12 protein-coding genes are annotated in these 12,790 nt (G+C 60.1%); 6 read left to right on the top strand and 6 right to left on the bottom strand.

From position 1 onward, the window contains the following. Positions 1–77: 77 nt before the first annotated feature. From rng to csrD, 6 genes are all read right to left on the bottom strand, one after another. Positions 78–1,547, bottom strand: a complete 1,470-nt coding sequence (gene rng, locus ACJ8HH_RS16395) for a ribonuclease G (protein WP_016930237.1) — start codon at positions 1,545–1,547, stop codon at positions 78–80. Positions 1,548–1,585: 38 nt separating this feature from the next. Further along, positions 1,586–2,170 (bottom strand): Maf family protein, encoded by a 585-nt coding sequence (locus tag ACJ8HH_RS16390; protein ID WP_043148080.1) that lies wholly within the window; start codon positions 2,168–2,170, stop codon positions 1,586–1,588. A 10-nt stretch (positions 2,171–2,180) separates the two neighbouring features. Further along, entirely contained in the window at positions 2,181–2,669 is a 489-nt protein-coding gene (gene mreD, locus ACJ8HH_RS16385) for a rod shape-determining protein MreD (RefSeq protein WP_004936918.1), read from the bottom strand. Beyond that, the gene (mreC, locus tag ACJ8HH_RS16380) at positions 2,666–3,691 is read right to left on the bottom strand and encodes a rod shape-determining protein MreC (RefSeq protein ID WP_039569448.1); all 1,026 of its coding nucleotides are present in this window, start codon (positions 3,689–3,691) and stop codon (positions 2,666–2,668) included. Before mreC ends, mreD begins: the two co-directional genes overlap by 4 nt. Positions 3,692–3,785: 94 nt before the next feature. After that, positions 3,786–4,829, bottom strand: coding sequence for a rod shape-determining protein MreB (gene mreB / locus ACJ8HH_RS16375; RefSeq protein ID WP_003855260.1), 1,044 nt, complete (start codon positions 4,827–4,829; stop codon positions 3,786–3,788). A gap of 413 nt (positions 4,830–5,242) precedes the next feature. After that, complete coding sequence (csrD, locus tag ACJ8HH_RS16370; RefSeq protein ID WP_033636174.1) at positions 5,243–7,177, bottom strand: RNase E specificity factor CsrD; 1,935 nt, start codon at positions 7,175–7,177, stop codon at positions 5,243–5,245. A gap of 205 nt (positions 7,178–7,382) precedes the next feature. On the opposite strand from csrD, the gene acuI reads away from it, so the two are divergent. From acuI to accC, 6 genes are all read left to right on the top strand, one after another. Next, positions 7,383–8,360 (top strand): acrylyl-CoA reductase (NADPH), encoded by a 978-nt coding sequence (gene acuI, locus ACJ8HH_RS16365; RefSeq protein WP_047570383.1) that lies wholly within the window; start codon positions 7,383–7,385, stop codon positions 8,358–8,360. Between the two features lie 155 nt (positions 8,361–8,515). Then, a complete protein-coding gene (msrP, locus tag ACJ8HH_RS16360; RefSeq protein WP_060451948.1) occupies positions 8,516–9,517 on the top strand; it encodes a protein-methionine-sulfoxide reductase catalytic subunit MsrP in 1,002 nt (333 codons plus the stop codon). Next, the gene (msrQ, locus tag ACJ8HH_RS16355) at positions 9,518–10,117 is read left to right on the top strand and encodes a protein-methionine-sulfoxide reductase heme-binding subunit MsrQ (protein WP_060425051.1); all 600 of its coding nucleotides are present in this window, start codon (positions 9,518–9,520) and stop codon (positions 10,115–10,117) included. A 287-nt stretch (positions 10,118–10,404) separates the two neighbouring features. Beyond that, positions 10,405–10,857: a type II 3-dehydroquinate dehydratase gene (gene aroQ, locus ACJ8HH_RS16350; protein WP_004936891.1), complete on the top strand. Its 453-nt coding sequence runs from the start codon at positions 10,405–10,407 to the stop codon at positions 10,855–10,857. A 32-nt stretch (positions 10,858–10,889) separates the two neighbouring features. Next, complete coding sequence (gene accB, locus ACJ8HH_RS16345) at positions 10,890–11,357, top strand: acetyl-CoA carboxylase biotin carboxyl carrier protein (protein WP_033636178.1); 468 nt, start codon at positions 10,890–10,892, stop codon at positions 11,355–11,357. A 12-nt stretch (positions 11,358–11,369) separates the two neighbouring features. Further along, a complete protein-coding gene (accC, locus tag ACJ8HH_RS16340; RefSeq protein ID WP_004936886.1) occupies positions 11,370–12,719 on the top strand; it encodes an acetyl-CoA carboxylase biotin carboxylase subunit in 1,350 nt (449 codons plus the stop codon). Positions 12,720–12,790: the final 71 nt, after the last annotated feature.

Raw genomic sequence — 12,790 nt, 5'->3', positions numbered from 1 at the left:
TTGCTCCGCTGCCTGGCAACGGGAATATCTATGCTCTGACGGGCCCGGCATGCCGGGCCCTTACGATGTCGGACGGGCTACATCATGACGACGTCGAACTGCTCCTGGCTGTACAACGGTTCGATCTGCACCTTCACCTGTTTGCCGACGAAGATCTCCACTTCGGCCAGCGCATGCGACTCTTCGCTCTTCAACGCTTCGCCGACCGCCGCGGAGGCGTACACCAGGAAGCGATCGGAATCGTAAGCATGGTGCACGCGCACAATCTCGCGCAAGATCTCGTAGCACACGGTTTCCACCGTTTTCACGGTGCCGCGCCCATTGCAAGTAGGACAATCGTGACAGAGCACATGTTCAATGCTTTCACGCGTGCGTTTACGCGTCATTTCAACTAAGCCTAGCTGAGAGAAGCCGTTGATCGTGGTTTTTACCCGATCTTTACTCAACGCCTGCTCCAGCGAGTGCAGCACCCGGCGGCGATGCTCTTCGTTGTTCATATCGATAAAGTCGATGATGATGATGCCGCCCAGGTTACGCAGCCGCAGCTGGCGCGCGATGGCCTGCGTCGCCTCGATGTTGGTATTGAAGATGGTTTCGTCGAGGTTGCGGTGGCCGACGAAGGCGCCGGTGTTGATGTCAACGGTGGTCATCGCCTCGGTCTGATCGATGATCAGATAGCCGCCGGACTTCAGCTCCACCTTGCGCTCCAGCGCGCGCTGGATCTCGTTTTCCACATCGTACAGATCGAAAATCGGCTGGCTGCCGGTATAGAGTTCGAGCTTGTTGGTGATGTCCGGAATGTACTCGCCGGTAAACTCCACCAGCAGATCGTGCGTCAGCCGCGAATCGACGCGGATGCGATCCAACGCCGCGCCGGCGAAATCGCGCAGGATGCGCTGCGCCAGCGCCAGCTCGCCGTACAGCTTGTATTTGGTCTGGTTGCGCTTCTTGCGCTCCATCACCTTGGTCCACAGGCGTTTGAGGAACGCGGCGTCCTGCGCCAGCTCTTCCTCGCCGATGCCTTCCGCCGCGGTGCGGATGATAAAACCGCCCAGCTCGTCGCAGTGCGGCGCAACGATGGCTTTCAGGCGCTCGCGCTCGGCTTCGCTTTCAATGCGCTGCGAAACGCCGACGTGCGCCGCGCCCGGCATGAAGACCAGATAGCGCGAAGGCAGCGTGATGTCGGTGGTCAGGCGCGCGCCCTTGGTGCCGAGCGGATCTTTCACCACCTGCACCATCAGGTCTTGCCCCTGGCGCACCAGCTCAGCGATGTCGCGCACGTGGAAGTTTTTCCGCTCGTCGCCGGCGACGCATTCGGTATGCGGCATGATGTCGGAGGCGTGCAGGAAGGCGGCCTTGTCCAGGCCGATGTCGACGAACGCCGCCTGCATCCCCGGCAGGACGCGGCTGACGCGCCCTTTATAGATATTGCCGACGATGCCGCGTTTGGATTCGCGTTCGATATGGATCTCTTGCAGAATGCCGCCATCGATATAGGCGACCCGCGTTTCAGACGGTGTGATATTAACCAGTAGCTCAGCTGTCATGCCTTCTCCTCAGAGCCGGTCGATAATGGCAGCGCCCATCAACCGGTTCTTACATCACGTAATGCGACAAAATTACTGAGCAGCTCATGTGTTTCGACCAGCGGCAGACCAACCACCGCGTGATAACTCCCGGTTATCGTTCTGACGAAACAACCACCCTTTCCTTGAATTCCATAGGCGCCCGCCTTATCCATCGGTTCGCCCGTAGCAATATAGTCGCGGATATCCTGTTGTGACAGGCTGCGGAACGTCACGTCGGTCACCACCAGCTGGCAGCGCACGTCGTGGCGATCGGCGATCGCCACCGCCGTCATCACCTGATGCTGCTTGCCGGACAGCGCCGCCAGCATTTCCGCCGCATGGGCTTCGTCGCGCGGCTTCTCCAGCACCCGGCCGTTGAGCACCACGATGGTGTCGGCGCCCAGCACCAGCCGATCTTCCTGCGCCAGCGCTACGCCGGCTTTGGCCTTGTCCTGCGCCAGGCGGCGCACATAGGCTTCGGCGGCTTCGCCTTCCCGGCGCTGCTCTTCGGTATGCGTCAGCAAAATGTCGAACGACACGCCGAGCAGGGTCAGCAGTTCACGTCGACGTGGGGAGCCGGAGGCCAGATAAAGCGAAGTCATTGAGATACCCTTACTGTACGGCGAACTGACGGCGGATTTTGCGCATCAACAGGAATAACCACGGCCACAAAATGCCGTTTACCACACTACTCCAGAACACCTCTGGGCGGAAAGAGACGTTGATCACTAAAAACTCAGCCCAGAACACCACCACGTCCATCGACAGCGACAGCAGCACGACGATCAGCGCCTGTTGCCACAGCGCCATATTGCGGAACAGTTGGAATTTGAACGCCACCAGATAGGCGATGATGCCCAGCGCCAGCGCGCGCACGCCCAGCGTAGAGCCGAGGATCAGATCCATGATCAACCCCAGCACGAAGCCGGTGCCGACGTTGACGCGGTGCGGCAAGGCCATCACCCAGTAAATGAGGATCAGCACCAGCCACGAAGGCCGGAACATGTAGATCTGTTCCGGCCACGGCATGATTTGCAGCACCAACGCCACCAGGAACGACAGCCAGATGATCCAGCGCCCGTGGCTGCGGTAACTGTTCATGGCACCACTCCCGCCGCGGCAGGCTGAGCTTGGGGCTGGACAGACGCCGGAGCGACGGTTTGCGGCGCCACGCCGGTGGCCGGCGCCGGCAGCTGCGGCCCGACCGAACCGGCAGGCGGCAGCACCTGCGGCATCATCTGCATCAGGCGTTCATTGGCCACGCGGTGCACTTCGTCCGGCGGCAACGGCATGTCGCCGTTGCGATCGGCGCCCCACAGCAGCAGCAGGTAGCGCAAGCGCTGCAGACCGGCGGTCGGCCGCGCCTGAATCACGGTGTAAGCGCGCTGGTTATCGACCTTGACCGAGGAAACCACCGCCACCGGATAGCCTTCCGGGAAGCGGCCGCCGAGGCCGGAGGTGACCAGCACATCGCCAACGCGGATATCGGTGTTGTTCGGCAGGTGCTCCAGCTGCAGATCGTCGGCGCAGCCGCTGCCTGCGGCGATCACTCGAATATCGTTGCGCAGCACCTGGATCGGCAGCGCGTGCGAGGCGTCGCAGATCAGCAGCACGCGGCTGGTGACTTTCGCCACCGCCACCACCTGGCCGACCACGCCCTTGTCGCTGATCACCGGCTGGCCTTCATAGACTCCGTTGTCCGACCCTTTGTCGATCACCACCTGATCGCTGTAGGGATCGGAGCCGGTGGAGATCACCTGGGTGACCATCTTGTGTTCGTCCTGGCGCAGCGGAGAACCCAGCAGCTCGCGCAAGCGGGCGTTTTCCTGCTTGAATTGGCCAAGAAGAAGAATATCGCTGTTTTTCAGCAGCAGTTCCTGCCGCAGAGCGCGGTTTTCCAGCTCCAGCTGTTGGCGGGTGGCCAGCGTTTCTGACACGCTGTCCAAAACTTTACGCGGCCCGTTGGCCAGAAAATAGAAAGGGCTGACTGCGGTGTCCATGTAGTTGCGTATCTTCACGAACGTGCCGAGCCGGCTGTCGGCAACGATCAGGCCAATGGCCGCAATCACCGCCAAAAAAAGTCGCAGTTGCAGGGAAGGCCCCCTGCTAAAAATCGGCTTCATAAATTATGCGAGTTCCTCGACAACAGAAAGAGGAACCGTACCCGATTCTCGCTGTGCGCATTCATCCGATACGATTCCTCCTTCCAGGGGCTGACTATTCTTCGCTGAACAAATCGCCGCCGTGCATGTCGATCATTTCCAACGCCTTGCCGCCGCCGCGTGCCACGCAGGTCAGCGGATCTTCCGCCACCACGACCGGGATGCCGGTTTCTTCCATCAGCAGGCGATCGAGGTTGCGCAGCAGCGCGCCGCCGCCGGTCAATACCATGCCGCGTTCGGAAATGTCGGAGGCCAATTCTGGCGGGCACTGCTCCAGCGCAACCATCACCGCGCTGACGATGCCGGTCAGCGGCTCTTGCAGGGCTTCGAGGATTTCATTGGAGTTCAGGGTAAAGCCGCGCGGTACGCCTTCGGCCAGGTTACGGCCGCGGACTTCGATTTCGCGCACTTCGTCGCCCGGATAGGCAGAACCGATTTCGTGCTTGATGCGCTCGGCGGTCGCTTCGCCGATCAGCGAGCCGTAGTTGCGGCGCACATAATTGATGATGGCTTCATCAAAGCGGTCGCCGCCGATGCGTACGGAAGAGGAGTACACCACGCCGTTCAGCGAGATCACCGCCACTTCAGTGGTACCGCCACCGATATCCACCACCATGGAACCGGTCGCTTCGGAGACCGGCAGACCAGCGCCGATCGCCGCCGCCATCGGCTCTTCAATCAGGAACACTTCACGCGCGCCGGCCCCTTGGGCGGACTCGCGGATAGCGCGGCGTTCAACCTGGGTCGCGCCGACCGGCACACAGACCAGCACGCGCGGGCTTGGGCGCATGAAACTGTTGCTGTGAACCTGTTTGATAAAGTGCTGCAGCATTTTTTCGGTCACGAAGAAATCGGCGATCACGCCGTCTTTCATCGGGCGAATAGCCGCGATGTTGCCGGGGGTGCGGCCCAGCATCTGTTTGGCGTCATGACCGACGGCCGCGACGCTCTTTGGGGAGCCGGCACGATCCTGACGAATGGCAACCACCGAAGGTTCATTCAGTACGATGCCTTGCCCTTTAACATAAATCAGGGTATTGGCGGTACCCAAGTCGATGGACAAGTCGTTGGAAAACATGCCACGAAATTTCTTAAACATAACGAAAGGATAATCCTGCAAGCTGGGGGCGGAAAATAAAATCCGCCTACTTTACCAACCACACGAAGCAGCGACAAGGCGCAAAAACGTTCTACTTCGGTGAAAAATAGTCTGTATTGTTTCTGCTCGAATGCACGGAAATTGGATGAGGCCTGAATTCCCTGAACAAAGGCTCAGTTTACCACCCTGTCAACGCACGAAACGGCGTAACACAGCTCATAAAATCTAACATATTCCCTGATTGCCGCCGATGGTAAGCACCTACCAACGCCAACCAGATAAAAGCTGACAAGAGCCTATCTCAAATAGGCGTCGTTGTCGCAGGCAGATTGGAGAAAACTCCAAAATGACGGGTGACATGGCCCAGATGGATCCGGCGCTCATTCTACGTCAATTTTTGTCCGGCAATCAGCTTAAACGCGATAACGACGTGAATATTTTTTACGCCCCGCGTCGATCGGTTCCGGCGGCGCGAAAAAGTCGCCCTGCCCGCCGTGGATCCCGCGCTCTTTCAGCGTCTGCCACTCGTTGCGCGTGCGTACGCCGGCGGCGAACACCTGTGCGCGCGTGCCCGCGCAGGCGCCGGTCAGGCTCTGCACGAACAGCTGGTTTTCGTCCCGCTTATCGATGCTCCGCACCAACCCCGGGTGGAGCTTGACGATCTCCACCTGCAGCGACTTGATATAGGACGTACTGACCACGGTTAAACCCGCTTTGGACACCGCGAGGCGGCAGCCCAGCCCTGACAACAGCCTCAGCACCGGACGCAAACGGTCGATATGTTGACACACATCTGCCTCCGCAAGTTCAATCAGAATTCGCCGACGTTGACTTTTTTCGCACTGCAGCAATGTATCGCGCAGCCAGCGCTGGAAAGAGCGCTGCAAAATCGAGTCCACGCACAGCGGAAACGCCAGCGTTTCCTCGGGCCACTGCGTCAACAAGGGAATGATGCGGCTCACTTGTTGGCGATCGTAACTTTCCGCCAGCCCGAGCTGCTGCACCAGCGGCATATATTCCGCCGGCAGCAATTCCTGGGTGCCGTCATAGATCCGGCTCATGATCTCGCGATGGTGCACCTCGCCCCCCACGGTCACCGCCGGTTTCTGATACAGCCGCGGGCCGCCGCGCGCCAGCACCTGTTCCAGCAGCGTGCGCCACTTGACGCTGCCGCGCCCCTTTTCCGGCACCTGGCTGTCGTACACATACCACCCGTTTTCGCCCTGCAGCGTAGCGTGGCGCGTCGCCTGCTCCGCATAATCGATCACCTGCTCGGTGGTTTGACCGCTGCGGTACGCCACGATGCCGATGTGCAGGAAGGCCTCGCGGTCGATCAGCGCCGTGGAAGGCAAGGCATCGATGGCGTTGACCAGCTGTGAGGCGATGCCGTCGGCCTCCTTCAGGGTTCGATGCGGCAACAACACGGTAAAATCGCTGTGGAAGTAGCGCGCCAGCAGCGCCGACGGATAGCGCATCACGAAGGTAGACAGCAGATTGACCAGCGAATACATCAGCTCCTGCACCGCCACGCTGCCGTGCGTCTCGCGCAGGGTCTCGAAATCGGGCAGCCGCACCATCATCACGATGCCGTGCGAGCCTTCGTCTTCCAGCTGAGTGGTCAACTGGTTATCGAAGAACAGGCGATTATTGAGCCCGGTTTTGGCGTCCTGCGCGGCGAAGGCGCGGATCAGCGTATCGACCCGGCTGCGCTCTTCCCGCGCTTCCGCCAGATCGGCCAGCAGGCGGTCGAGCGCGCCGCTGACATTGGCCGGCCACTCACGCACGTCGCCCTGCATGACGTTTTCGCGTTCGCCGTTCAGAATGCGCCGTGCGCGGCGTTCCAGACGATCTTCGCCGTCGGCCTGCTCACGCAGCCAGCGCAGGCTGAACAGCAAAACCACCACCATCACGACGATCGACAGCGTGACGGCGGCGGTGGATTGCAACGTGCGCACATCGCTGGCGAAGGGATCGCGGTAGGTGATGTGCAGCGTGCTGCCCGGATGCTGCAACAGGGGACGCGAGACCTGACGATAACCGTTCAGCGCATCCCAGTGCTCTTTTTCCTGCGTCGGCAATTGATAGTCGAGCAGTTGGCTGCTACCGGCCTCTATGCGGATCGACACGATGCCGAGCGTGCGCATGACGATCGGCAACCATTTTTCCTGCTCCTGCGGCGGCTCGCTCAGCATGGCTTGATCGAGAGTGGTGACCAGCGAATCCAAGCGGCGCTCCTGGCGATCCTGGGTAACGTAAAAGAAGCTGTATGAGCATCCCATCAGCATCAAAAACATCGCCAGCGCGACCAACAGAGTGATCAATGCAGAGAGTTTGGTGGTAAATCGCATCCCTGTGCCTTGTCCGCTATGGTTAAGTGAGTGTTCACCCTTTAGCTAAAAGGGGCCGTCCAACCCTAACAAGCCTTGCCGAGGAATTAAACCTGCAAGCGCCATTTTTGTCCTTTATCAGGACTTGGGCCGCTTATTATGCATATAGTCAAATAACTGTGATTCAGCCATTGAATAGAAAAGTGTAAACGAGAGGAAGAGTGACATGCGTGCACTGTTATTGGAACAACAAGACGACCAAACTCTGGCTCATATCAAAGATATCGACAGCGATCGGTTGCCGGAAGGCGATGTCACCGTCGACATCAACTGGTCCAGCCTGAACTACAAGGACGCGCTGGCGATCACCGGCAAAGGCAAGATCGTGCGCAACTTCCCGATGGTGCCGGGCATCGACTTCGCCGGCACCGTGCGCCACAGCCGCGACGATCGCTTCAAAGAGGGGCAAAGCGTGGTGCTCACCGGCTGGGGCGTGGGCGAACACCACTGGGGCGGGTTGGCCGAGCAGGCGCGCGTCTCCGGTGAGTGGCTGGTGCCGCTGCCGAACGGCCTGGATGAGCGCAAGGCGATGATCATCGGCACAGCCGGCTTTACCGCCATGCTGTGCGTGATGGCGCTGGAGGAAGGCGGCGTGCACCCGGACGACGGCGATATCCTGGTCACCGGCGCCAGCGGCGGCGTGGGCAGCACCGCCATCGCCCTGCTGGCGGCGCTGGGTTACCGGGTGACCGCCATCAGCGGCCGCGACAGCAATACCGACTACCTGAAAGCGCTCGGCGCCAAAGAGGTGATGCCGCGCGATGGCTATATCGACATGCCGCGTCCGCTGGAGAAACAGCTGTGGGCCGGCGCGGTGGACACCGTCGGCGACAAACTGCTGGCGCGGGTGCTGGCGCAGATGAACTATAACGGCACCGTCGCCGCCTGCGGCCTGGCGGGCGGTTATCAGCTGCCGACTACCGTGATGCCGTTCATTCTGCGCAACGTGCGCCTGCAGGGCGTGGATTCGGTGCATACGCCGCTGCATCGCCGCCAAACCGCCTGGGAACGGCTGGCCGGCATTCTGCCGGACAGCTTCTATCAGCAGGCCACGCACGAAATCTCCCTCGAGCAGGCGCCGGCCACCGCCGCCGCGCTGTTGAACAACCAAATCACCGGCCGCACCCTGGTGAAAATCCGCTGACCTTCTCCCCCCGGCGACGGGGGGATCGCCCGCTTCTGCGAAATTTCATATTTTCCCGCGTCCCCTCGCTTCCGGCCGCCTTTAGCGCCATGCTTATTTCATGAAGACCCGTCAGCCGCTCGCAAGCGGCGGGAATAGTCGCGGAGAACATAAGCATGAACAAACACCCCAAATTGACCGAGGCCGACGTCACGCCGGAGAGCGTATTCCACCAGCGGCGCAAGGTGCTGCAGGCGCTCGGTATCACCGCCGCTTCGCTGGCGCTGCCCACCGGCGCACAGGCGGACCTGCTGTCGTGGTTCAAGGGCAACGATCGCCCCAAGGCACCGCCGGGCAAAGCGCTGGAATTCAGCAAACCGACCGCCTGGCAGGCGCAGCTGGCGATGACGCCGGAAGACAAGGTCACCGGCTACAACAACTTCTATGAGTTCGGCCTCGACAAGGCCGATCCGGCCGCCAACGCCGGCGGGCTGAAAACCGAAGGCTGGAAAGTGCGCATCGACGGCGAAGTGGCGAAGCCGATAACGCTGGATATCGACGATCTGATGAAGCGTTTCCCGCTGGAACAGCGCATTTACCGCATGCGCTGCGTCGAGGCCTGGTCGATGGTGGTGCCGTGGATCGGTTTCGAACTGGGCAAGCTGATCAAGCTGGCCGAACCGAACGGCAACGCGCGCTACGTGGCCTTCCAGACGCTGTACGATCCGGAGCAGATGCCCGGCCAGAAAGATCGCTTTATCGGCGGCGGCCTGAAATACCCCTACGTCGAAGGGCTGCGGCTGGACGAGGCGATGCATCCGCTGGCGCTGCTGACCGTCGGCGTGTACGGCAAAACCCTGCCGCCGCAAAACGGCGCGCCGCTGCGGCTGATCACGCCGTGGAAATATGGCTTCAAGGGCATCAAATCGATCGTGCATATCCGTTTGGTGCGCGATCGGCCGCCGACTACCTGGAACCAATCCGCGCCGAACGAGTACGGTTTTTACGCCAACGTGAATCCGCACGTCGATCATCCGCGCTGGTCGCAGGCCACCGAGCGTTTCATCGGCTCCGGCGGCATTCTCGACGTCAAACGCCAGCCGACGCTGCTGTTCAACGGCTATGCCGACCAGGTGGCGTCGCTGTATCGCGGCATGGATCTGCGGGAGAATTTCTAAGTGCGCCTGACGCCTGTTCATATCAAATGGCTGAAAGCCGCCCTGCATCTGGTGGCGTTTCTGCCCTTTCTCTGGCTGGTGCTGGCGGTGGATCAAGGCTGGTTCAGCGCCGATCCGTCCAAGGACATCCAGCATTTTACCGGCAGGATGACGCTGAAACTGCTGCTGGCCACGCTGGCTATCGCCCCGCTGGCGCGCTACGCCCGCCAGCCGCTGCTGATCCGCTGCCGCCGCCTGGTGGGGCTGTGGTGCTTTGCCTGGGGCACGCTGCACCTGATAAGCTACTCCACGCTGGAACTGGGGCTAAGCAACCTCGGCCTGCTGGGCAGCGAGCTGGTGAACCGCCCTTATCTGACGCTCGGCATCCTCACCTGGCTGATCCTGCTGGCGCTGGCGGCCACCTCGACGCTGTGGGCGATGCGCAAACTGGGCGCCAAATGGCAACTGTTGCACAACTTCGTCTATCTGGCGGCGATCCTCGCCCCCATCCACTACCTGTGGTCGGTCAAAACGTTTTCCCCCCAGCCGTTCATCTACGCGCTGCTGGCGGTGGCGCTGTTGGGCCTGCGTTACAAGAAATTCCGCGCCTGGTGGCGCTGAACTACGCGGCGGCGCGCGTTATTGGTACGGAAAAACGCGCGCCGCCGGCGGGAACTTTTTCTGTGTTCCAGCGCTCATATTCCTGTCACGGATCCCCGAGTTCGTCGATTTGGGGTTGAATATCTTCGCTGATAAGACCAGTATTTAGCTGCGAATTGCTACGATATCGTTATAATGCCCGACCTTGTTTCTGTTCTCAGGGTGAATTTGCCCCTTAACAGGTGACAAATCGATAACATCGGGTTATTTTCTACGATGATGGTTTTATTGCCGGAGATACCAGCACAATGGCGGATAAGTTTCACATTTTGCTTCTGAACGGCCCCAATCTCAATCTGCTGGGGACGCGTGAGCCGGAGAAGTACGGCAGCACGACGCTGACAGAGATTGTTAACGGATTGGAAAACCAGGCATCCGCATTGGATATTACCCTGAGCCATCTGCAGTCCAACGCCGAGCATCAGCTGATCGATCGCATCCATCAGGCGCGCGGCAACACCGATTTCATTCTGATAAATCCGGCGGCGTTCACGCACACCAGCGTGGCGCTGCGCGATGCGTTGCTGGCGGTGCAGATCCCGTTCATCGAGATCCACCTGTCCAACGTGCACGCCCGCGAACCTTTCCGCCATCACTCTTATCTCTCGGACGTAGCGGTAGGGGTGATTTGCGGCCTCGGCGCGGATGGCTACGCTTTCGCTTTACAGGCAGCGGTTAACCGTCTGTCGAAAACCCACTAATTGCTCCACAAAAAGAGTACGGAATCACACTCATGGATATTCGTAAAATCAAGAAACTGATCGAACTGGTTGAAGAATCAGGCATTTCTGAACTGGAAATCTCTGAAGGCGAAGAATCGGTTCGCATCAGCCGTGCCGCACCGGCGCAGGCTTATCCCGTCATGCAGCAGGCCTACGCGATGCCGGCACAGCAGCAGCCAGCCCTGGCTAACGCCGTTGCCACCGCGCCTGCGGCAGAAACCCCTGCAGCACCGGCGGCCGTGAGTGGCCACGTCGTTCGTTCCCCAATGGTAGGCACCTTCTACCGCACCCCAAGCCCGGACGCGAAAGCCTTCGTTGAAGTGGGCCAGAAAGTGAACGCCGGCGATACCCTGTGCATCGTTGAAGCCATGAAAATGATGAACCAGATCGAAGCGGACAAGTCCGGCGTCGTGAAAGCCATCCTGGTGGAAAACGGCCAGCCGGTCGAATATGACGAGCCGCTGGTCGTCATCGAATAACGAGGCGCCCCCATGCTTGATAAAATTGTTATCGCCAACCGCGGCGAGATCGCGCTTCGCATCCTGCGTGCCTGTAAAGAACTGGGCATCAAGACCGTTGCGGTTCACTCCGCGGCCGACCGCGATCTGAAACACGTGCTGCTGGCCGACGAGACCGTCTGCATCGGTCCTGCGCCATCGGTAAAAAGCTACCTGAACATCCCGGCCATCATCTCGGCGGCGGAAATCACCGGCGCGGTGGCGATCCACCCGGGCTACGGCTTCCTGTCCGAGAACGCCGACTTCGCCGAGCAGGTTGAACGCTCCGGCTTCATCTTCATCGGCCCGAAAGCCGAGACCATCCGCCTGATGGGCGACAAGGTTTCCGCGATCAACGCCATGAAGAAAGCCGGCGTGCCGTGCGTACCTGGCTCCGACGGCCCGCTGACCGACGACATGGATAAAAACCGTGCCTTCGCCAAGCGCATCGGTTATCCGGTGATCATCAAGGCCTCCGGCGGCGGCGGCGGTCGCGGCATGCGCGTGGTGCGCAGCGACAAAGACCTTGAGCAGTCCATCAACATGACGAAAGCGGAAGCCAAAGCGGCTTTCAACAACGACATGGTGTACATGGAAAAATACCTGGAGAATCCGCGCCACATCGAGATTCAGGTATTGGCCGACGGCCAGGGCAACGCCATCTATCTGGCCGAGCGCGACTGCTCCATGCAGCGCCGCCACCAGAAAGTGGTCGAAGAAGCGCCGGCGCCGGGCATCACCAGCGAAATGCGCCGTTACATCGGCGAGCGCTGCTCGAAAGCCTGCGTGGAAATCGGCTACCGCGGCGCGGGTACCTTCGAGTTCCTGTATGAAAACGGCGAGTTCTATTTCATCGAAATGAACACCCGTATTCAGGTAGAGCACCCGGTTACCGAAATGATCACCGGCGTGGATCTGATCAAAGAGCAGCTGCGCATCGCTGCCGGTCAGCCGCTGTCGATCAAACAGGAAGAAGTGAAGATCCACGGCCACGCGGTAGAATGCCGCATCAACGCCGAAGATCCGAACACCTTCCTGCCGAGCCCGGGCAAGATCACCCGCTTCCACGCGCCAGGCGGTTTCGGCGTGCGTTGGGAATCTCATATCTACGCCGGTTATACCGTACCGCCGTACTATGACTCCATGATCGGCAAACTGATCACCTTCGGCGAAAACCGTGACGTGGCGATTGCCCGCATGAAAAACGCCCTGGCTGAACTGATCATCGACGGCATCAAAACCAACGTTGAGCTGCAGCAGAAGATCATGAACGACGAAAACTTCCAGCACGGTGGCACCAACATCCACTATCTGGAGAAGAAGCTGGGTCTGCAGGAAACCTAAGGCAGCACGCAGCATCGTCTGACGAAAGGCCGGTTAATCACCGGCCTTTTTCTTTGGCGTTGCCGCCAGTA

Source organism: Serratia sp. CY32780 (assembly GCF_052169135.1).
GTDB classification, from domain to species: domain Bacteria; phylum Pseudomonadota; class Gammaproteobacteria; order Enterobacterales; family Enterobacteriaceae; genus Serratia; species Serratia sarumanii.
This window is presented reverse-complemented; position numbering and strand designations above follow the sequence as displayed.